Genomic DNA, 20,110 nt, shown 5'->3' with positions numbered 1-20,110 from the left:
TAATCTCCTAGCAGCGCAGTACTGAATCTCTAACGATCTCCCAAACATCATCGGGAGTTTGCATGAGCCATTCAGCGTTGACCCTTTTTCCTTCAGCCTCTGAAGACTCTGTGACCAACCCCCAGAGTCTTTCACTGATAGAACCATTGCGGAATATCAAAAAGCGATCAACGATCTTCGATGGGAGAGAGCTATCTTCAGTTACCACTAGCTCGTAGTCATCATCGCAAATCACATCCTTACCGTTGGTTTGGATTTCAACAAAGGGGTGTTTGATTACATCTCGCTCAAGGGGAGGGTGAAACCCTCGATCCTCGAAAGAACAGGGTTCTTTGAGATCGCCGATAAGATAGGACTTCTCTTCTGTTCTAAGCAAGATCGCGCCAGCGATACGTCCGATCAACGCCATAATATTCTCCTACTATGATAAAGTCTCAGTGTTTAGGCCGAAGCCAGGCCGTTGTCCAGGGTTTGCAGTCCCGCTTTCCAAATCGTATTTATGGTGATACCCACGGGGAGTGACCATATAGCCTTCGTACATGTAGGTTTGGGTCGAACCTATTAGCACCGTGGTTAGCATCCCAATTTCATAGTCGATCATATGTTCGAGATCAGTTTTAACTACTTTTTGACGATGTCTGTAAGCGCTTTTAATAAGCGCTACTGGAGTCGTAGGGTCGCGGTATTGAGACACGATCTGTTGGGCGCGAACAATTTGCCGTTGGCGCCGGCCACTTGCGGGGTTATAGAGACCGATAACAAAATCTGACGAAGCTGCAGCTTCGATGCGACGCTCGATGATATCCCATGGTGTCAATAGATCACTAAGCGAGATCATGCAAGAGTCATGACCTAGAGGTGCTCCTACCAGGGATGCGCAGGCATTGAGCGCTGTCATGCCAGGGATCACTTGAATGTCAGGTGCATCACCCTGCTGCCAGCCTCGTTCCTTAAGGACTTCAAACATCAGAGTCGCCATGCCATATACCCCAGCATCTCCCGATGAGATAATAGCGACAACCTTACCATTCGCGGCTTCGTCAACTGCCATTCGAGCCCGACCAATTTCTTCGGTCATACCAGTTTGTACCTTATCCTTGCCTTTGATAAGCTTTCTCACGAGTAACATGTAGGTTTGATAGCCGACGACGAGATCAGCTTCCTCGATCGCTGCTAGGGCTGCTGGCGAAATATGCTCATGAGCACCAGGTCCGATACCCACAACATAGAGTTTGCCCATTTTGCTTTGCTCCATGCTAATTCCTTTTATCAAACGGGAGTCTACAGATAGCTAGAGTCATGTTCTTAGCGATGTTTGGCTCCGTATATTTTTGTTTACTGACAAGTAAACTCGTTGCACCTGATCGCTTGAGTGCTGCACCCTCCGCTACGGTTCGGCTGCCGGTATACTTCTTAACAAGTTCTGATGGGTTCTCGACGCCTTCCATATCGTCCAGTGCTTTCGGTTCGTAGGCGATCAAAGGCCAGTTGTAGCGTTTACCGAGCTCGACTAGACCCGGCTCATCGGCTTTGATACTGATGGTAGCTAACCCCTTTATTGACTTCCAGCTGAGCTTAAATTCTTTGAGGATCCCATGAATACCACGTTCTAGGAGTTCAAATGGAGTCCCTCTGTCGCAGCCAATACCTAGGATCAGGCTCTTAGGGCGGTAGACCACAGCATTTCTGTAGAGATATGGATATAAATTGGGGATATCCCGGTCCGATACGATGAGGTGCATATCAAACGTTTGTGCTGGTACATGATCTAGGCTATGACAGTAGTCTACTCCGGGTGGTAGCTTCTTATCGAGAGGCCAAAAATCTGGTTCACCTGTTTCTTGAACAATCAGTACCCGCTCTTCGTTGACAACCGCAGCACAACCACGGGTGACATTGTGATGATCGTCTTCCAAGACCCAGCCAAGCTTACGTCCCAAAATATCAACAGTAAGGGTTCCGATGGAATCCGAAGCGGTAGTGATCACGGCTTGATTGCCTAGAGCCTCAGCCACCCGACTCGTAAACTCATTGCCTCGCCCTACATGACCCGATAACAGACAAATCGTGAAACGATTGGCGTCATCAATACAAAGAACTGAGGGATCGGTTTTTTTATTCTGAAGCAGTGGTGCAATCATCCGAACCACTGCCCCGACGCTCACTACAAAAATATGGCAGTCATAAGCTGGGAAAGTTTCTCTAAGCAAAGGGCTGAAGGGAAGTGGTAGTTCCAAGCTGTCCGCTGGGGCTTGACCCATCAGTTTCTTCGAAACATATAGATCTGCCTCTGGAAAGGCGGCTTTGATGCGGGCAGCGGTTTTTAAGCCATGCTTTGTAATTCCATAGATTGCAAAAGGCTTCCGTAGGCTCAATGGACCCTCCCCTGAAGTATTCCAGCTCTTTCCTTTTTGTTTACTACGACCATTGAGAAGTAAACGCATTTGTCGTTCTTTAGCGACCTGAGGTCTCTGACAATACGCTCTTGATTGCTTGTTGCCCGCTCCACATAAACTGCCTTCTCTAGGAGTTGTTCGTCTTCGAGAACATTTATAACCTTGTCCATCACCGACCCAACCTTCATCAGCACCACAGAGTCAAAGTCCTGTAAGACTTTTTTCAAGTCCTCAGTTCCGTAAGTCGCAGGTAGCACTGCGACTCGCTCTTGACCATCCACTAGGGGAGTGCCGATGGCCGAAGGTACAGCACTGATCGATGACACAGCAGGGACAACTTCAATAGTAACTTCCGGCCAGTTTTCTCGGGCGTGATCGTAAAGGTAGATAAAGGTGCTATAGACCATGCAGTCGCCCTGAGTTAGGAAAGCCACATTTTTTCCCTGATCGAGGCGCTCACCAATCTCATCGAAGGCCGTTTGCCATGCTGGGACAAGAACATCGGGGTCTTTCGTCATAGGGAAAGTGAGAAATAGCTTCTCCTGATCGCCTCGATCTTCTAGGTTGGGTTCAGCAATCCGCCAAGCCAAGGATTTTGACCAAGGGTTTGGTCGGGGAATGGCTAAGACATCAACAGATTGTAAAACCTTAAGCGCACGCAAGGTGAGAAGGTCTGGAGCACCGGGCCCCACTCCGACCCCGTAGAGTTTGCCTTTCTGCATCTGCATTATGACTCTCCTTTGGTCACTGAAAACATGTGAATGGGATTGAGCGCTTCGTACTTGAGGTATTTGCCGGCCAATGGAACGCCCCTTGATACTTGAATCATGACCATTTCAGGTAGGATTCCGAGTTGCTGAAATGCTTGTCGAGCTTCGGCAACATTATCGAGGGTCACTGCATTCACAAGCAATCGCCCCTGCGGTTTTAGTCGCTCCATGCCTTTAGATATAATCTGTTGCAAGGAACCTTTGCTACCTCCAACAAATATAGCGTCTGGGTCAGGCAGCTTTTCGAAGCATTCTGGGGCACGATCTTCAAGCAAGTGAACGTTGTCTACTTGATGCGAAAATATATTCTCCTGGCAGAAAGGAATCCCCTGAGGATCACACTCTACGGCATAGACAAAGCCTTCAGGGCAGCACTTGGCTGCTTCGATGGCTACGGAGCCAGATCCGGCTCCGATGTCCCAGACCACATCGGCTTGCTGAATCTGGAGCTTGGCGAGCGTTAGCAATCTAACTTCACTTTTGGTGATCAAGCCTTTCCTAGGCATTCGTTTAGAAAATGCCTCCTCACTTTGAAAAGAAATCCCGGGTCTTGGCTGCCACGATGGAGGGCGCTCCATGATCAATACATTAAGTGGGCTAAAGCTAGGGTGTATTTCAAGGGCTCTAGTATGATCAAAGTGGGTGACTTTTTCATCAACTCCACCAAGGTTTTCACAGACCCAAAAAGCCCAAGCTTCATCTTTATAGTCTATTAGTCGGCGTGCAATCTGCTGGGGGGAACGGTCCTGATCTGTGAGAACAGCGACTTTTCGATGGCTTTGAACCTTATTGACGAACCCATCTAAGGGGCGACCATGGACGGAGAGAAACCGACAGTCCTGCCAGGGTTTGCCAATTTTTGCGAAGGCCAGCTGAACTGAACTAGGCGACGGAATGATGTCGATATTTTCGATTCCAATTCGCTTGATCAGCAAAGTGCCAATACCAAAAAATAGAGGGTCGCCAGACGCTAGAATACCAATGTTGTACTCATGACTCATCTCGTCGATATCGCTGGCAAGCTGCTTGAGGTTTTTTTTGATAACTATTTTTCGCGCAGGATGGTCGGGGAAGAAAGCTAGCTGTCGCTCTCCGCCAACCAGGATTTGGCAATCGATGCTTGCATTATAGGCACGACTGCTCAGACTTAGGCAACCATCATCACCGATGCCGATGAGTCGAATGGCTTTAAATTTAGCCATTTTCACGCTCCGCAGCCAAGAATAGCAAGGCATGGATAATAGCAACTGCGATGGTCGAACCACCCTTACGGCCTCGGGTGACAATATAGGGTACAGAAGACTCGATCACCTCGTCCTTGGACTCTACTGCGGAAACAAAGCCCACTGGAACTCCTATGATCAATGCTGGTCGTACGTTTAACTCTTCGATCAATCGGACTGTCTCTAGAAGGGCGGTAGGTGCATTGCCTACTGCAACTACAGCGCCGTCCAGTAGCCCCTGCCGATGAGCTTTCTGAATGGATTCTATGGCGCGGGTGGAGTTCTTCGCCTTAGCTTCGCGAATGACATCCTCATCTGAAATAAAGCTATAAACCTGGCAGCCATACTGCTTCAATCGGTTTTCGTTGAGACCGACTTGAATCATCTTTACATCGGCGATGATCGGGCACCCATTCTGTAGTGCCTTGATTCCTTGATCGATGGCATCACTTGAAATTTTGGTTAAAGCTTTGAACTCAAAGTCGGCAGTGGAGTGGATCACACGACGTACGACCTGCCATTGGTCGGGGCTAAAGTTATGTTCTCCAACTTCTGCATCAATGATACCAAAGCTACTCGTTTCGATGCTACGACCGAGTTCAGTCATCTGTCTCATATCTTTCATAAATCAAGTTCCTCCTGCTTGGCCCGTGCCAGAACTTCCCCGGTAAACGACACCATGGTGACATCAAACGTGATGAGTCCCCGAGCGAATTTGTGACACTTGTGAATGACTTCTTCGCAGATTCTCTGAGTTATATGGATAAGACCTGAGGCTTCGCAAATTTCAAGGACGTGGCGCGCCGTGTTACCTTTGCGAATTTGATCACAGATCTCCTGAGATGCACCGATGTCCGCAGCAAGTTCGGCAAGCATTAGCATATTAACTTCACTTGCTGAAGCATGAGTCATCATTCTTCCGTCAGCCATCTTAGAAAGCTTACCCATCATTCCTACAATATAGATTCGTTTTCTCTTCTGGCGTATGCTATTGCGAATGCCGATTCCAATATAGTCGCCCACCTGGATAAATCCTGATTCACCAATAGAGGGTAGGAGCTTCATTGCGTATTGCTCCGATCGTCCCCCTGTAGTGAATACGACGGAAGGCTCTCCTTCACTGGCAGCTAGTGCGATACTTTGTACAACGCTAGCGATGAAGGCAGCTGTTGAATAGGGCAAGACGATGCCGGTGGTGCCTAGTATGCTGATGCCACCCATAAGCCCGAGTCGCGCATTGATGGTTTTCTTCGCTCGTTCTTCACCATCTGGGACTGTGATTTTGATAGTCGCGCCACAGTATGGCCCATCCTCCAGCTCCTCTTGGACCATAGCCGTGATGTTCTGTCTTGGTACTGGGTTGATGGCTGGGCCACCGACCTCAAGCCCCAAGCCAGGCTTGGTCACTTGCGCAACTCCTATACCTCCCTGCAAAGCGACCCCTGGTTCTTGGTTAAGCTCGACTTCAGCGATGATCTCTGCTCCATGGGTGCAGTCTGGGTCGTCACCGCCGTCCTTGATGATGCTGCAACGGGCTATGTTGCCCTCAATCTCGCAGCGGTGAAGTAAAAACTCCACGCGTTCGCCATTGGGGATGGTTGCTATGATATGGTTTAGTCTCTCACCATAAAGAAGCGCACGGGTGGCAGCCTTGGCTGCTGCGGCTGCGCAGGCTCCAGTAGTGTATCCAGTGCGTAGTCCTTTGTCAGGGCCAGACTTATTGATGGCATGTTGCATCGCCATGAAAGAAACCTAAGGCTTTGCTGGTTTATTGAAAAATATTTCCATACTGATCTGCTCTTCTGTGACGCCCAATGAGATAAGTTTATCTTTAATAGTCAAAACCATATGGCCATCGCCAACTAGATAGTAGTGAGTACCTGCTTCCCTATGGATATGATTGGCAATCTCTTGTGCTTGACCCTGCCGCTCTTCATCATTGATTTCAGCAATCGACTGGATCGTCACGTCACCTAGCCCTTCTGGTAGAGTTTCAAGGACAAAGTTATCGCTTAAAAACTGATTTGTTTCGGGCCTGAACCAGAAAAGCTTGCTCTTACTAAGGTAAGGTTGAATCTCATTGCTGGTAACGAGCCCCAGTGCTGCAGAGATGCCGGTGTCAGTCGCAATAATTTGGTGGTGACTATGATCCTTCTGTAAAGTTAGTTTGCCCCATGGTCCTGAGAAAGGAACCTCGTCGCCGACCACTAGCTTATTAATAAACTGAGAGCCAACTCCATCTTTGAGCTGAAGGGCTGAGAGGAGAACGTTATCTCCCTCTTTCTTTATGATTGAGTAGGCTCGTTTCGCAGTCTTTTCAGGAGCAATCTCGATACCTGAATTAACGATGATGTACTTGCCCCCTGCATAGGAAAACTCAGTTTCGTTATTGAGCCTGAGGTTTACTAGTTGACAGCGATCGTTTATTTTTACTGTATTCGTAACAAGTGCAGATTTAGATTTTGCCACCAGTTTTCTCCTAATAAGGTTTTAAGCCAACTACTAGTTCGCTGGATAAATTTCGTGCATGAAGTCATGCATCTCTTCCAGGTCTTCATATAGTCGCTTGACGCTTTCCATTTGATTTCTTAAATCCAGCTCGACCTTTTTGGTCATTACCAGCAAAGATCGGTAATAGGGCAGTTTCTTGTCGTTGGCACTCATCTGAGACACCTTTTCTTCTAGCAGAGTTAAGCTGCTCTCAAAGTATTGTTGCAACTCGCCCATGGTCGCAGCTTCAGTGAGGGATTTTAGGGGCCCGTGATCGAGACCTATAGGCCCTAGTTCTTCAAGTTCATGCTGTTTTTCGGCCTCGTTGTCGATTCCAATAACATTCATCATCCCCAGCCTGAGGGCAGCGATTTCATGACAAGCCATTTGCTTCTCCTATTGCATAATATTGTCGACTTTTTCAGCGACAAGTTGATCATTGAGTAGATGCTCGCAAACAAGTCGTTCAGCACTTGCCTCGTCTAGCTCGCGATACCAAATTCCGTCGGGATAGACAGCCACTGTTGGTCCCTCTCCGCAGCGCCCCATACAGGAGGTCCGCGTGACTTTATAGTCTTTGAAGACTTTTTTATCTTTAAGTGTTCTTTGCAGGCGTCGGAGCACTCGCAAAGCGCCCTTGTCAGCACAATCATTATTGGTGCACACCAGCACATGCTTTTTCATCGGTGTGTGTGCATGGCTATGGGGCATGGCTTGATTGTGGGTGATCGTGTGCCTTAAAGACCAAAGCAGAGACTTTAATCCACCCACTTGCTCACTCAATTTGCCGAGCGGCGCTCGATAGTGACAGGTGACACAATCTAGGTTCGGGCGTTGTTCATCAGCTTCTCGTACTCGCCTCTCAACAAGGTCCACAAGATGTCGATCGACTCCGATATAGGACAGCATCGAAACCTTAATCCAAGGAGACTTCTCTTGTACCTCCCGAATCATAGCATCGATGCGATTCATAAGGACTCCCGTAAACAGGAAATAGGGAATCACGAAGACTCGTCGCGGCCTCATTCGAGCAACGTAGTCCAGAGTCTCAGCCAGACGAGGAGATGTGATGCCCACGAAGCAAGGGAATACCCGATAGAGCTTCGCTCCTTCACCAATCAATCTCACCAGCTTGAAAAAGTTGCTGTTGGCGTCTGGATCACTAGAACCACGCCCCACGACAATCACAGCTGCATCCGCATCATCCTTTTGAATAGCCTCAGTCACCCGATCGTAGAAAAGGTTGACCATCTCCTGCTCGACCCCAAGTGCAGGTGTGACGATATATTTAGTTTTCGGGTTCAAGCTAACTAGTTTGGCAATGGCCAAAGGAATGTCGTTCTTTACATGGCCTGCCATAAATAGGCTAATCGGCACTACTGTGATCTTGTCGTACTGCATACTTAGGTCAGATAATGCTTTGACAAACGACGGGGCTGCGAGCTCTACATAGCCGTGGAATATAGGAAGCTCACCTTCAAAGCGAAGGCGCACCTGCTCCACGAGTTGTTCAAACTCTCGATTCGCGTCAGAATTGCGACTGCCATGACCAATGAGAAGGACTGCGTGATTCAATTGTGACCCCATATGCGCAATGGGGTCGTATATGTATATAGCTCTGCCATCCAAACGGCTCCCATACCCCGAGGAATTGTTTGGTAAGCTAGACCGAATTGTCTAGCAGCAGCTTTAGGCAGGTCTCCTGGCTTCGAACTCTCGAATGCTATACTCGTTGGTGCTTGAGGCCTTCCCAGGATGAAACCCAGTGGCAGAAAACAAGCGCCTTGTTCGTTACAGTGGCGGGACCGCGCCGGACTTACACCGACTTCCCTATTATGTCTTTACAACAAGAACCTAAAGTGCCTTTATATTGCTTCGCGGTTAAAGCACGGAAACCATAGGGTGTCAACGAAAATTCCCAAAGGCTCCTAGCACCAAAGTAGGCAGAGGGGCCAGCAACTGTCACAAAATATGAAGCTTTATTAATTTGTCTTAGGGTGAGTATGAGATCTAACAAGAGATGTATGATTGGGGTTCAATCACTTGAAAGGCCCCTAGGATCGACGACTAAAAAGATAATTTTCTTTTTCTTGGGGGCGATGCTGATGGGCTGCAATCATCTATTCTATTATCCAGATAATCATGTCTACTTCAATCCTGAAACATCACCTTTGAAATTTGAGTCAGGGTTTATTAAAACTGATGATGGAGAACAGATTCACTACTGGGACTTTGCTCCCCAACCCGATTCCTATAGGGGGACCATCCTTCACTTCCACGGCAACGCGCAAAATATGTCCTCTCATATGTTCTTTGTAGTGTGGCTCATAGAGTTTGGCTATCGAGTTGTAACGTTTGATTATCGTGGGTATGGTCAATCGTCTGGTCACCCGAGTCCTGCTGGTCTAGTTAAAGACGGGCAGGCCATGATTCGCTGGCTATGCAAGAATGCTCGTAGTCCTCTTACGGTCATTGGCCAGAGCTTGGGTGGGGCGGTTGCAATGCCAAGTATTACGAGTGTTGAGAGTCATTGCATCCAGAATCTAGTGCTAGAAAGTACCTTTGCTTCATATAGAGATATGGCCCGAGATAAACTGGCAAGTTTCTTCCTTACTTGGCCTTTTCAGTATCCATTATCACTATTAGTGAATGATGATTGGGCTGCAATTCATACGATCCATGAAATTGAAGTGCCAACCCTGGTGATCCATGGTGAATCAGATCCTGTTGTGCCTTTCAAGTTTGGCCAAGAAATTTTTGATCGCCTGACTATGGCGGAGAAGGAGATATGGCCTATGCCGGAAGCTGGCCACACCGAGGCCTTTGTTCCTGATAGCCCCGTACGCTCAAGACTCATAGACTACCTCAGCCAATGGCCGAAAAGCGGAATGTAAAGCGAACGATTCCTGCATCGAACCGAAGCTCGAAAAACTTTTACAAACCTACGATATAGCCCGTCCCCCCAGGGATTCATATCCAAAAAATCCAGTAAAACCAAGCATTCGACGCCGAGTACAATGCAATTGTAAACGGCCTTTTACTTTAATTGCGAACGAGGCTGCAGAAATTTATTTGCAATTATGCTGACGCGATGTCACAAGGCTAGAGAAATTCAGTTCCTTAAATTGACTGTTCAGTAGATCTATACTGTGGAGGTCCTTATGAAATTACTTATGCTTGTCTTGCTGACTCTTGCTTCCGTTGAGCCTGTCATGGCAAGAACCTACTGGACAAAAGATTTGCTCATCGACTCGATTGTTCTGGGTCGCGTGGATATCGCACTAAACTCTAAATCAGAAGCCTATCTGCCTACCTATGGAATGTTTCTCTATACTGATGGTAGCGATACGAGGCTTAATAAGTCATGCGATCTAACCCACCGTGATGGTGTGTATTTGTTGGACGCTCCTGCACCTTTTCGCAACCATCTGTTTAGTTTGCTATTTAGTAGTCACAACTTGAAAGTTCCCGTTCAGCTTGAAACGTCTGATATAGATCTCTGTGCTCCAGCGTCTGTAGCAGGAAGGAAAGTTGCGCGTGTTACAGGTGTTCGTTTGAGTTCTCAGTCATTGGAGGAAGAACGATGACAGGATTTAATGGATTCTTGGCACTGGCCTTGTCAATTGGTTCGTTAACAGCGTTCGGTCAATCGATCTGGACCGATAAGTCATTGATCGTAGGGGTCGAGATGAAAAAGTCGCTTCAGTTATCGAAGTACCGTGATCCGAAAATAAAGGATGCTTGGATCGAGTCAAGCCCTGGCTACATCGTAGTCCAGGTAAGGAAGGTTGATCGTAAGCTTCATCGCAGTTGCTATCGTAGCAATGCAAGGAACTCTTATCTGCTGACAGTGGATGAATCAAAAAGAGAGCAACTTGTTCCCATGCTGCTGTCAGCAATGTTTCATAGAGAGAAGGTTCGTCTACAGATCAGCGAATATAGCTGCAGTGAAAGTAACACTTGGGCTGAAGTAGAAGGTGTTTCGTTTGGAAAAGTAGAACCCTGATAAAGAGCTAAAGACTAGGACGGTCGGCGATGCGAGTATCGAGCCTTTTGGCGACAGGTATTCGTTAACTATAGGAACCTTAACGGGATACGGAGGGTTATAGGATGAAGGTGCTTTTCGGAATTGGACTAGGTTTAGGGTTGTGGGCTTCTGGTGCGGCTGCTAGCTCACAAACACCAACTTTAGGGCAGTCATGCCCAGGGTTTCGAGCGGTCGAAAATATGGGAGCTGTCTATTTTACTGAGGATTGCGAGACTGTCTTTGCTGGTCCACCTGAACTTGGTGTTGCAGAGCTTACAGGTTTTTTCCCTCATATCGGCAAGATGAGTCAATGCTCTCGATTGGATCGTCATGATACCCTGATTGATAGCCTAAACCAAAGGCTAACTGACTTGATTTTAGAGGGAGATTTTGATAGCGAAAAGATTGCTACCATTGAGAGGCAAATCGAACGGCTATCTATCTTGGGCGAAGAACCAGCAGTTGATCTAGGCTTTATCCTGAAATATGACTGGAACAAGCTTCTCGATAGAATTGCGGACGAAAACCCGGGCTTTAGAGTACAAAGTGCAAGCATATCTGATGGTCAGCTATCGGTGTCTAGTCAGGCCTTGTCTCGTGTCGCTGCTACATCGCTTCAGGAGCACAAGATTCCATTTAACGGTAGTGCCAGTGTACATCTCCAACTCAACTTGAGAGAGCTTTGCTCGTCATTCGATGATCAAGGCAATCTACGGGACGGGCTCTCCGAAAAAGACTATTTTGCCAAGATTGCTCCTAACGTCGTTCTAACAACGAAGGTTTTCACTCCACTGGGTTGGACAGCTAGCTTCAAAAAGAAAGAATTTATCCAACGGATGGAATTTGACTTGGAAGCTGAAGTCGCTTTTTGGAAAGGTAAGCATGAGGACCTGCTGATCAACAGTCATAAGTCTGAGCATTTTTCGTTTGAAGTCTTGGGCCATAATCCCGACAGTAGTATTATTATTGGAGGCGACAACCCAAAAACGTATGTTGATATCATGCTTGAAGTTAAAGCGAACTTCATGTCTCGCATGGCTGATGAGTTTGATTGTAGCAAGAATCTTGACGCCTTCCCGCAGAAGAAATTGATTTGTCAGGATATCGCTATAAACAAAGACCTAGAGCCAGACAATCCTTCAGATGATGAAGACCGCAGAGAGGCCTTGGAATCTCTGAAGGAAGCTGTAAGTGATCGGTTCTGCGGCGATGATGATGTCTCTTCTTGCCAAAAAGGAGAGCTGGTGTCGAGTGTCCTAGGACTGATTGACTTTGTGAGTGTCTCGCAGAAGATCACCTTTGATGTTTCTGGAGAGCTGACAGAATCCATCGAATTGGGTCAGTATATCAATCGTGAAAGTACGATGACATTTCAGCTTAAATAGATTTCAAGAGCCCTAGAACATTGGACTAGGGCTCTACTGAAGGGTAGCTATGAAGTATGCAGTGACATTGATGATCGTCTTCTTGGGCGGACTTGGTATTGGCAAGTATAGTGATTTTCTATCAGTTCAACGTGAAAGTAGAGAAGTATCTATGGCCAATAAGCTTTCTCCAGAGGTACCGACAAAGATTGATCGCAGTGCTTCAACGTCGTTGCAAACTTTATCTATAGAGCTTGCTAAAGTTGATCAGCAGGCAATCGAGCAGGGCTTGGTTGAAAAGCTAAACAGGCAGGACTTGCCTCAGGCAGAGCGAGAGAGGTTGGAATCCCTTTTGAAGCTACAAACCAGACTGAGGCTTTCCTATATCGAAGCTCTTATGAACGAGATGTCGGAGCCTTAACATGAATTATCTATCAGTTTTAGCAATATGGATTTTCAGTACAGTCGGTTGGTCAAAAGCGCCTCATGAAGGGCTAAGTTGCCCGCATAAAGCTGTCGATCGCCAATCCCGAATCCTTTTTTCGAAAGATTGTAGCACCGCATGGGTCGCTCCTCCGAGTCATGGGAAAATGCGCATTGAAAGTACTCAAGCGATGGTGGAACTGAACTCTCAATGCCAGGTTCTAGAACGTTCTCGCAACTTAAGGGAGGCGTTGCTACAATTGGGCACATCCGTACTAGACTTCAGCAAGGTTTCTTGGCTCATAGAAAACGATTCTAAAACCCGTGAAACACCGGCTTTGATAGTAAACGTCAATTTAGAACTCGGTTGGGATCGGTTGATAAGCGATTTTAAACAGGCTAATCCGGGGTACAGTGTCCATAGACTGGATTTGCAAAACAAGCCACTTGAGAACGACAAGCTAGCATCTTACTCAAGTGTTTTTCGAGGTGGACATCGGCAGCACTATTTCTTAAGCCTAGGTGAGGTATGTGGTCACTACGATTCTCACTCTAAGCAGCTGGACCTCGATAGTCTTAACGTAGCAGGAGTTACAGTCCCTTACAATTATTCGGTGCATCGGACACTTCGCTATCGCGCTGAATTGAGAATTCGAGACCTTTTTAAGTATATTGATAGTGTTGTCCAAGTTAAAATTTTCTTTATAACCTTCCATGCTAGACATTTATGGACCTTCGATAGCGATCACGAACGATTTAAATTTGAAGTTTTGGAGACTGGCCCTCACATCGACCGTGATTATATCCAGTCTGTGGTAGAAGCAACGAAGGTACGCCTAGGCAAGCGAGTTATCGAACACGGGCGTTGGTACCGATCATTCTCGAATCCTGATGCAGACACTACTGAAGATTTGGCGCAACTGCTCGGCGCACGGAGCCAAGTCGGGCGGGCACTGGATAGTTTGATGTCACAGGAAGTCTGTGGTGGACGCTGCGGTCAAACCCTAGGATTGCTGAGCGCGATCCAAAGTCTGCTGTCTATTGGTATTGCAGCAAATGATCTTGAGTATCTGCAAAACCTGACGTTTAAAGAATATGGCGACGAAAACCAAGTTCACGATCGAGAGCATTATGTTGTATTTACACAGAATAGCGAGTAATCACTTTTTGCTCGGCATGTTAGTTGTTCTTCTCGCTACGCCTCTGCGAGGGGAGGCTAATATTTATGAACGGCAGAGTCCTTTCTCCAGTTGGGAGGTGTTAGTCTACCAAAGCTCGGAGTATAAAGATTATCTGATACGAGAGAAGCAACCGATCTACTATTGGGGAGGCTCGACTCTTTTGATGTCAAAGCCAAGGTCTTTCCTGATTCGAGAGAAGAATCGTAGCTTCACCTACGAAAGGATGAGATCTTACTACTATAAGAGGTCCTGGACTCCACTCGATATCCGGATTTTGGATGGTCACCTCGATCGCGATACCACAACCGACCTAATGGTGCCCTTAGAGGGGGGACGCATTCTGCTCCTACTTAGCCAAGGGGGGCGGAATCCCGAGATCATTGATCACCAAAGTCTGGGTCTCGCAGCGCAAATAAAAAGAGACCAAATGCATCTCTTCGATGTCAATGGCGATGGGCGGCAGGAACTAGTGCTAAAGCGAGGGGGAGGGCTCAACGATTTATATTCTGTTCACAAGGACGGCCGCTGGCAACGAGCCAGGCCAATGGCAGTTCAAGAGGAAGAAAAAGCAGCCTATAAAGATCTGTGTGGCTATGCCATCGAGCACCCAGAGCGATCTCCCGGACTGAAGTTCAGCAGGGCGTGTCAGTACGCATTCGTGATTCCGACACTAGAGATGTCCCTTGAAAGTCAAGGTCATGAAAGGCCTGAAGAATGTACTCAGTGGGACGAGTTGCGGAATCAAGTAAAGCAGCTAAGCTCCGATGCTTCTATGTTCGATAATGCTGCTTACATGGGGCAGGTGCTCAAGGAAATGGAGCACTTAGCAAAGCAGCCATCAATTCAGCAAGCTTATACCTTGAAAGTTTCTCGTCAGCACGCAACGTCAGATTACAAGGAGTTGAATCCAGATTTGTCTATTGAGTGGCGCCCTCTGGAAATTGAGTCCTTTGAACTTGGGGTCGGGGATGAACCTCTATTATCCCTCGAAGCTGATAGCAACACATGGACCATCTATCAGGCCTTGAGTCTTGAAGAAGCCTGTCACGAAGATTATAAGCCAGGCTTGAACCTGCTAGCCAACTATAGCAGCCTAGCATCAAGAGCGGTGAATGCTCGGCTTACCATGCATGCTGATATCAGGGGGAAGTTCAAAAATATTGGCTTGTCCTCACTGGCAACTTTGATCTGGGATATCAATGTGGATCATGCAATCGACCTAGAGTACAGCTTCTCAGTGGAAGACGAAGATGACGCCTTTGGTTTGCTAGAACGCCGTGCTGTCAAGGAAGCTGCATTGCGCGCTTTGGTGGCAAAGAGCGAATCTTATCCCACGGAAGACCTAGTAGACTCAAGTGTCTCTCCCGAATACTACTTCAACGGATGTTTCTGGGAGTCTTCAGCTCCTTGTATTGGTAGCTACTGGCAAACTGAGGCCCTGAATGCAAACTCTGAAGGTTTAACCTTGGCATATGCCCCACGAGATGGGCGGCAAAGGATTTTTGAGTACCAGTTGCTAGATGTTTACCCGAAAAAGCAGTCCTTGGTGGGTCTGCATCTTAAACCGCGATCGAAACTGAATGATAGTGACGAGCAGGGTGAGAAGGCCGGGGATGAGGATGATTTAATCTCAAGCAATCCTCATTCAGGAGGCGGTGAGGGCCTTGTAAAAGAAGACTTCAGAACCCACCGCAGACTCAGGCGCATAGGATTCTCTGAACTAGAGCACTTGGATAGCCTAAAGATAAATACTAGTATGAAGTCAGCGCCGAGCTTAAGGCGGGATTGTGGTTCCATCGATCAAAACCCAGATTCCGATGATGTGATTTACTTTGATAGCGATTGCCAGACTGCCTATATCACACCCCCAAATCATGGAACTCTTGTCATTCACGACACCGTTTCACACCTCAATATGGACCTTTGTGGTGACTTTCGGCAACTGCAGCTGCGAAAGCATCAATGGCAATTGAGTCGAATGGATCAAATTCAAAACCTCGACACCGAAGAATCATTTAAGGAGTGGCAAGACCTAAGCTCGGTTGTGGAAAGTGAAATTCATACGCTTGAGAGAACCTATCATCAGCTCAGGGGTCGTGAGATTAACTTCCATATCGTTCAAGACTTCGAGTCACACTTAGAACACTATCGGTCAAGGAACCCCTGGTTTCAGTGGCATGTGGTACCTTTGTCTGGCCAAGAGGTACATCTGGGAATTAAGGATCATCTGGAAAGTATCGCCATCGACTATGATATGCAGTTTGGATCTCAAAGATATCACATGTTGAACGTCCAAGCTCATTTAGGTTTACCTATGTCTTGCGCCTTGGGTGAAGATCGTGAAGCCCTTACAGCTCTGCTAATGCCAAGGATTGACCACCACTATGCTGTCTCAGGAGAGGTCGATTATCAGGCGTCGTTGAACGTCAAGAGATTATTTGATCATCTTTGGTGGAAGTTCGATCTGGACTTTTTCTTTATTTCGATCAGAGCTAATTTGTCTCGCTCAAAAGATGATGTGTTCGATGTTTTTCAGTTTAGCCTTGAAGACTCATCGCTGAGTCTTGAGCAGGATGATATTAATCGTCTCAGGATTGAAGTGGGTCGGAGTATGCTAACGGAGCTTGGTCAAAGCTATGATCGATTGTTTAGAAAGGTATTTCAATCAAAGATAGACTTTTCATCGCGAGAACCAAAAATTCCAGATCAACTTATCCGTGAGGTGACTGAGCAATTAATCTGTCGAGGTGATCACGTTGCAGGCGGGTTTAGCGCAGTATTTGATAGCTTTGCCGAGGAGATGGACTGTTTGCCCTTGCATCTTCTGTATGGCTTGAAAGCAACATCTGATATTGGGGGAACGATACGAGATTTTGAAATTCAAACAGAGTTTCAAATCAAGAGATCTGAAACCCGTACCCTGTCGTTGCCACGGGTTTACCGTGCAAGCGATTTTGAAATGGTGGAGTGATTCCATGAATAAAAAAGGCTTACTTCTTTTGGCTATTCTCATTTCGGCCCCAGGATACTCCTGCCCAGAGGGTTATGTCGATATCAATGAAGACTTTTGCTTAATGAGCATGGAGGCCCGAAAGGGCAGTCAGGGACTTGCAGTAGCAGATGAGCAATTGGGGTTGTGGAGTCAAGCAAGCCTCGATGATGCAAAACGTGGATGTGAGGCTAATGGCCCTCGTTTTGGATTGGTGAACAATCAACAGTGGCAGATAGTCGCTCGTCTGATTGAGCAGGATTCAAGAAACTGGCAAGGGGAAAGGCTTCATCAAGGGAACCATCGTCGGAGCCAAGGAGGGGCCACTGGACAACTAGACCGAGAAAGTCAAATACGACGCTTTCACTTTACAGGGGGAGATAAGGTCGTCTGGGATTTTTCAGGGAATTTGTGGGAGAGGGTTAATACAGAGAAACCTCTTGAGTCGCTCAAACCGGGACATTTCTTTGCTTATCAGTTACCCCGTATCGAACTAATCCGACAATTTGGTCCTCACAAAGATTATCGATCCTCTGATGCGCGGTCGCTCGGAAAGGTTTGGTTGGTGCATCCGGCCGAAGCGGCTGAAGAACAGAAACTTAGCCTGATACGAGGGGGAGCTTGGGATAGTGGTGAGGACTCTGGGATATTTGCCGCGTCATTGATTTTAAGTGCAGATGAAGCCGCCCAGCAAGTGGGGTTCCGCTGCGTTTGGTATAAACGATAGGAGGTGTCCCATGAACTTAAAGATCGCTGTTTTTTTTCTTGCGCCAATATTGAGTCAATCAGTGTTGGGTCAGCCAGTGTTGGGTCAGCAGTGCCCCGACTTCAAGTCAATCTCATCGTCAGAGAATGTTTTTTTTGATGAGTCGTGCTCGGAGGCTTACGTAAGTCCTCATCGCGACAGACGTTTTAACTTGAAGGGGGTTCGAAAAGAGATTGGAGAGTGTAATTTCTATTCTCTAATGAAAGATCGAGAGAAAAAAATCGAGACTGACATCGAAGGTCTTTTACGACAAGTTCGCGATAATCCAGACCCTGGAATAAGCCTGGCTATAGCTGAAAAAACCGAGGCTCTGAAAAGTCTCAAGGAGATTTCAGCCAAGCTAGCAGATAGGAACGGTCTTGAAATCGAGTTCATCATCGATAACCAACCACCCTTTGAAGTGATTGACAATCTTGGAATCGAAAACCCCGACTTTCAAATCCTGCCTCTATATCCTCTCCATAGCCTTGCCCACTTTGACCAGAACCGTATCTCATTTGACTTAAGTTTGCCGACCTCGTTTCACACCTATAGCGGAGCAACTCTTGGAACAGCCCACTATAAGCTATCTGAGGTATGCCCGCGAGTTAAGAATGGAGAGTTATCGGATGACGATGCCAAGAGGATATTTTCGGAGATTATCAATGTAAATCATGTCTTTGGCTTCTATAGCCCAATTTCATATCGAGCTCGGTTTAGGGCGAAGCGCTTGATTCGTGATCTAAGAACAAATTTTACCAGTTCATTAGGATTCTGGTCGATGTCTGAATTTATCGGTTTTTATAGCGACAGCTACTTTGAATTTGAAGTTCTGGAGCGCCACCCGGCTCGGTCAGATAAGTTCTATCTCGAAATTATGAAGCAGGTGAGGCTCGATTTTCTTAGCCAGTTCGCGCAAGAGTCTCAGCTAAATATCCTGGATTCCCCAGGAGGTATTCAGCCACCAGCCCCACACCCTAAGGATTTAGACTCAATCCACCAGCTTGAACAAGCTATGACTCAGGCATTTTGTGACAAGAGTGACGATTCCAGCTGTATTCGGGCCAAAACTACCAGTTTTTTGCTTAAGAGACTGCTTCAGTTCAACGGGAGGTCTTATATCCTGAATAGTACTCAACGCTACGACTCAGAGCATGTTGTTTCTATAGGCGAAGAAATCGAAGTAAAGACTGGCACCATATATTATTAGGAGTAGGTATGAGGTACTATCTATGGTTGTTGGCTTTGTTATGGCCCACTGAAGCTTTACTTAGCAACGTTTACCCTGTGTTAGGAAAGCATTGCCATGGTTTTAAGGGCAGCCGCGAAGTCTTTTTTAGTCAGGATTGCAAAACTGCTTTTGTTCTTCCCTTAAAGGAAGGGGACTTAGAGGTTTTTCGAGTTGATCCCGGGCTAGTCACTTTAGAAAGCTGTCAAGAAGCGAGAGAGCTTCGACAATCGAGGGATGAACTTGAAGCGGAGCTTGATAGCTATCTTGGGCAATCCAATTGGGAATCCTGGGATTACGAGTTCATCGAGAGCATGAGCTTCTTAATAGACCAAAAAGATTCTCGGCTTAAGGAGGGACCTCATGTGAAAGTTCTCATCAAGCTTTCAACGCCGGGATGGACCGAGCACGTGAAGGAACTTGGTAGACAGAATCCAAGGCGCTTTGAAGTTACAAAACTGCCCATAGAAACCGCGAGCCTATTGATTTCCAGCAACAGCCCTCTGACAGTTCCAGGCGCCAGTGACGGACTTATATTTCATGATCAGGCCTTGGGAAACATACTGATTCCTTGGGAGCAATCTTGTCAGCTATTAGGTGATGATGGTCAATTCAATGACAATGGGATCAAATCCTATCTAGAGACTGTTTCAGTTAATCTTGCCTACGAATATAGCCTGATCACACAAGTCGCTTGGAGTGCGTCCTTCAAGCTAAGAAGTTTTCTACAAAGGGTCGATCAGAGCAGTCACGTTGAGGCATGGTTTTGGAAGGCGAAGCATAGCATTGCTAGAATTCGTAATTATTTTGATCAGAGTTTTCAATTTAAAGTCGAAAGGGCAAGCCCGGGTCTCATAGCAGGGCTGGCTGCTAACACCTTTTGGAGCCAAGCACTTAAAGAAAGTAAAGCTAGGCTTATGGAGCAGGTCTGGGCGCAGCTCGATTGTAGACAAGTTTCAGCCGATCAAAGTATATACTATTGTCAGCGGCTCCAGCAATTGGTTGATCTCGATGGCGAGCGTTACCCGAACGCCCTTGGTAGCGACGTGTTTAAAGATGGACTATGTCCAGAGCAATCAGACTGTGAATCAATCGACAATCTAATGCGATTGATCAGTTTGGCTTCCTATCGCCACGAGCATTCGGTGGAGCTTAACCTGTCAGCGGAGGAAAGTATCCGTTTTCTCGAAGGCGTTAGATTCACCCGTACGGTTGGGTTTCGGATACTGCCCGGGAGAGATTGATAATAGAGCATGACCCTTTTGAGTGATCTT

At 46.9% G+C, this 20,110-nt stretch carries 20 protein-coding genes and 1 riboswitch; of the genes, 10 read left to right on the top strand and 10 right to left on the bottom strand.

Annotated features, from left to right (window positions below; genetic code table 11):
• Positions 1–7 precede the first annotated feature (7 nt).
• The 10 genes from B9N89_RS16240 to B9N89_RS16195 are packed head-to-tail and all read right to left on the bottom strand — an operon-like array spanning position 8 to position 8,454.
• Positions 8–409, bottom strand: a complete 402-nt coding sequence (locus B9N89_RS16240; RefSeq protein WP_132320396.1) for a precorrin-3B C(17)-methyltransferase — start codon at positions 407–409, stop codon at positions 8–10.
• 12 nt (positions 410–421) lie between these two features.
• Positions 422–1,255: a precorrin-3B C(17)-methyltransferase gene (gene cobJ, locus B9N89_RS16235; protein WP_132320394.1), complete on the bottom strand. Its 834-nt coding sequence runs from the start codon at positions 1,253–1,255 to the stop codon at positions 422–424.
• A 1-nt stretch (position 1,256) separates the two neighbouring features.
• A complete protein-coding gene (locus B9N89_RS16230) occupies positions 1,257–2,375 on the bottom strand; it encodes a cobalt-precorrin 5A hydrolase (protein WP_200820732.1) in 1,119 nt (372 codons plus the stop codon).
• Positions 2,372–3,124: a precorrin-2 C(20)-methyltransferase gene (gene cobI, locus B9N89_RS16225; RefSeq protein ID WP_132320390.1), complete on the bottom strand. Its 753-nt coding sequence runs from the start codon at positions 3,122–3,124 to the stop codon at positions 2,372–2,374. Before cobI ends, B9N89_RS16230 begins: the two co-directional genes overlap by 4 nt.
• Entirely contained in the window at positions 3,124–4,368 is a 1,245-nt protein-coding gene (gene cbiE / locus B9N89_RS16220) for a precorrin-6y C5,15-methyltransferase (decarboxylating) subunit CbiE (protein WP_132320388.1), read from the bottom strand. The genes cobI and cbiE overlap by 1 nt, the downstream gene beginning before the upstream one ends.
• On the bottom strand, positions 4,361–5,014 hold the full coding sequence (locus tag B9N89_RS16215) for a precorrin-8X methylmutase (protein ID WP_132320386.1): 654 nt from the start codon (positions 5,012–5,014) through the stop codon (positions 4,361–4,363). Before B9N89_RS16215 ends, cbiE begins: the two co-directional genes overlap by 8 nt.
• A complete protein-coding gene (locus B9N89_RS16210; RefSeq protein ID WP_132320639.1) occupies positions 5,011–6,126 on the bottom strand; it encodes a cobalt-precorrin-5B (C(1))-methyltransferase in 1,116 nt (371 codons plus the stop codon). The genes B9N89_RS16215 and B9N89_RS16210 overlap by 4 nt, the downstream gene beginning before the upstream one ends.
• Before the next feature lie 15 nt (positions 6,127–6,141).
• Positions 6,142–6,858, bottom strand: coding sequence for an FAD-dependent oxidoreductase (locus B9N89_RS16205; RefSeq protein WP_159455418.1), 717 nt, complete (start codon positions 6,856–6,858; stop codon positions 6,142–6,144).
• Between the two features lie 33 nt (positions 6,859–6,891).
• Positions 6,892–7,266 carry a DUF3209 family protein gene (locus B9N89_RS16200; RefSeq protein WP_132320382.1) on the bottom strand — a complete coding sequence of 125 codons (375 nt, stop codon included), beginning with the start codon at positions 7,264–7,266 and terminating at the stop codon, positions 6,892–6,894.
• Positions 7,267–7,275: 9 nt separating this feature from the next.
• The gene (locus B9N89_RS16195) at positions 7,276–8,454 is read right to left on the bottom strand and encodes a CbiX/SirB N-terminal domain-containing protein (RefSeq protein WP_132320380.1); all 1,179 of its coding nucleotides are present in this window, start codon (positions 8,452–8,454) and stop codon (positions 7,276–7,278) included.
• A 100-nt stretch (positions 8,455–8,554) separates the two neighbouring features.
• Positions 8,555–8,752: riboswitch (cobalamin riboswitch) on the bottom strand.
• Between the two features lie 151 nt (positions 8,753–8,903).
• Between B9N89_RS16195 and B9N89_RS16190 the strand changes: the two genes are divergently transcribed.
• The 10 genes from B9N89_RS16190 (at position 8,904) to B9N89_RS16145 (ending at position 20,080) form a co-directional block, all read left to right on the top strand.
• A complete protein-coding gene (locus B9N89_RS16190) occupies positions 8,904–9,773 on the top strand; it encodes an alpha/beta hydrolase (RefSeq protein ID WP_165931713.1) in 870 nt (289 codons plus the stop codon).
• Between the two features lie 267 nt (positions 9,774–10,040).
• A complete protein-coding gene (locus B9N89_RS16185) occupies positions 10,041–10,466 on the top strand; it encodes a hypothetical protein (RefSeq protein WP_132320376.1) in 426 nt (141 codons plus the stop codon).
• Positions 10,463–10,885, top strand: coding sequence for a hypothetical protein (locus B9N89_RS16180; protein WP_132320374.1), 423 nt, complete (start codon positions 10,463–10,465; stop codon positions 10,883–10,885). The genes B9N89_RS16185 and B9N89_RS16180 overlap by 4 nt, the downstream gene beginning before the upstream one ends.
• A gap of 104 nt (positions 10,886–10,989) precedes the next feature.
• On the top strand, positions 10,990–12,291 hold the full coding sequence (locus B9N89_RS16175) for a hypothetical protein (protein ID WP_132320372.1): 1,302 nt from the start codon (positions 10,990–10,992) through the stop codon (positions 12,289–12,291).
• Between the two features lie 49 nt (positions 12,292–12,340).
• Positions 12,341–12,691, top strand: coding sequence for a hypothetical protein (locus tag B9N89_RS16170; protein WP_132320370.1), 351 nt, complete (start codon positions 12,341–12,343; stop codon positions 12,689–12,691).
• A gap of 1 nt (position 12,692) precedes the next feature.
• On the top strand, positions 12,693–13,853 hold the full coding sequence (locus B9N89_RS16165) for a hypothetical protein (protein ID WP_132320368.1): 1,161 nt from the start codon (positions 12,693–12,695) through the stop codon (positions 13,851–13,853).
• A gap of 16 nt (positions 13,854–13,869) precedes the next feature.
• Positions 13,870–16,845: a hypothetical protein gene (locus B9N89_RS16160; protein ID WP_132320366.1), complete on the top strand. Its 2,976-nt coding sequence runs from the start codon at positions 13,870–13,872 to the stop codon at positions 16,843–16,845.
• A 4-nt stretch (positions 16,846–16,849) separates the two neighbouring features.
• Positions 16,850–17,590, top strand: a complete 741-nt coding sequence (locus B9N89_RS16155; protein ID WP_132320364.1) for a hypothetical protein — start codon at positions 16,850–16,852, stop codon at positions 17,588–17,590.
• A gap of 10 nt (positions 17,591–17,600) precedes the next feature.
• Entirely contained in the window at positions 17,601–18,818 is a 1,218-nt protein-coding gene (locus B9N89_RS16150) for a hypothetical protein (RefSeq protein WP_132320362.1), read from the top strand.
• 8 nt (positions 18,819–18,826) lie between these two features.
• Positions 18,827–20,080 carry a hypothetical protein gene (locus B9N89_RS16145; RefSeq protein WP_132320360.1) on the top strand — a complete coding sequence of 418 codons (1,254 nt, stop codon included), beginning with the start codon at positions 18,827–18,829 and terminating at the stop codon, positions 20,078–20,080.
• Positions 20,081–20,110 lie beyond the last annotated feature (30 nt).

The organism is Pseudobacteriovorax antillogorgiicola, assembly GCF_900177345.1.
Classification (GTDB): Bacteria; Bdellovibrionota_B; Oligoflexia; order Oligoflexales; family Oligoflexaceae; genus Pseudobacteriovorax; species Pseudobacteriovorax antillogorgiicola.
The sequence above is the reverse complement of the archived record's forward strand: the minus strand, read 5'-3'. Positions and strand labels throughout refer to the sequence as shown.

Bases quoted from the DNA above. Each gene is read 5' to 3' on its own strand.
- B9N89_RS16240 (WP_132320396.1), bottom strand. From the start codon at position 409: ATGGCGTTGATCGGACGTATCGCTGGCGCGATCTTGCTTAGAACAGAA.
- B9N89_RS16170 (WP_132320370.1), top strand. From the start codon at position 12,341: ATGAAGTATGCAGTGACATTGATGATCGTCTTCTTGGGCGGACTTGGT.
- B9N89_RS16150 (WP_132320362.1), top strand. From the start codon at position 17,601: ATGAACTTAAAGATCGCTGTTTTTTTTCTTGCGCCAATATTGAGTCAA.
- cobJ (WP_132320394.1), bottom strand. From the start codon at position 1,255: ATGGAGCAAAGCAAAATGGGCAAACTCTATGTTGTGGGTATCGGACCT.
- cobI (WP_132320390.1), bottom strand. From the start codon at position 3,124: ATGCAGATGCAGAAAGGCAAACTCTACGGGGTCGGAGTGGGGCCCGGT.
- B9N89_RS16210 (WP_132320639.1), bottom strand. From the start codon at position 6,126: ATGCAACATGCCATCAATAAGTCTGGCCCTGACAAAGGACTACGCACT.
- B9N89_RS16190 (WP_165931713.1), top strand. From the start codon at position 8,904: ATGATTGGGGTTCAATCACTTGAAAGGCCCCTAGGATCGACGACTAAA.
- cbiE (WP_132320388.1), bottom strand. From the start codon at position 4,368: ATGGCTAAATTTAAAGCCATTCGACTCATCGGCATCGGTGATGATGGT.
- B9N89_RS16160 (WP_132320366.1), top strand. From the start codon at position 13,870: ATGTTAGTTGTTCTTCTCGCTACGCCTCTGCGAGGGGAGGCTAATATT.
- B9N89_RS16200 (WP_132320382.1), bottom strand. From the start codon at position 7,266: ATGGCTTGTCATGAAATCGCTGCCCTCAGGCTGGGGATGATGAATGTT.
- B9N89_RS16145 (WP_132320360.1), top strand. From the start codon at position 18,827: ATGAGGTACTATCTATGGTTGTTGGCTTTGTTATGGCCCACTGAAGCT.
- B9N89_RS16165 (WP_132320368.1), top strand. From the start codon at position 12,693: ATGAATTATCTATCAGTTTTAGCAATATGGATTTTCAGTACAGTCGGT.
- B9N89_RS16215 (WP_132320386.1), bottom strand. From the start codon at position 5,014: ATGAAAGATATGAGACAGATGACTGAACTCGGTCGTAGCATCGAAACG.
- B9N89_RS16185 (WP_132320376.1), top strand. From the start codon at position 10,041: ATGAAATTACTTATGCTTGTCTTGCTGACTCTTGCTTCCGTTGAGCCT.
- B9N89_RS16155 (WP_132320364.1), top strand. From the start codon at position 16,850: ATGAATAAAAAAGGCTTACTTCTTTTGGCTATTCTCATTTCGGCCCCA.
- B9N89_RS16175 (WP_132320372.1), top strand. From the start codon at position 10,990: ATGAAGGTGCTTTTCGGAATTGGACTAGGTTTAGGGTTGTGGGCTTCT.
- B9N89_RS16180 (WP_132320374.1), top strand. From the start codon at position 10,463: ATGACAGGATTTAATGGATTCTTGGCACTGGCCTTGTCAATTGGTTCG.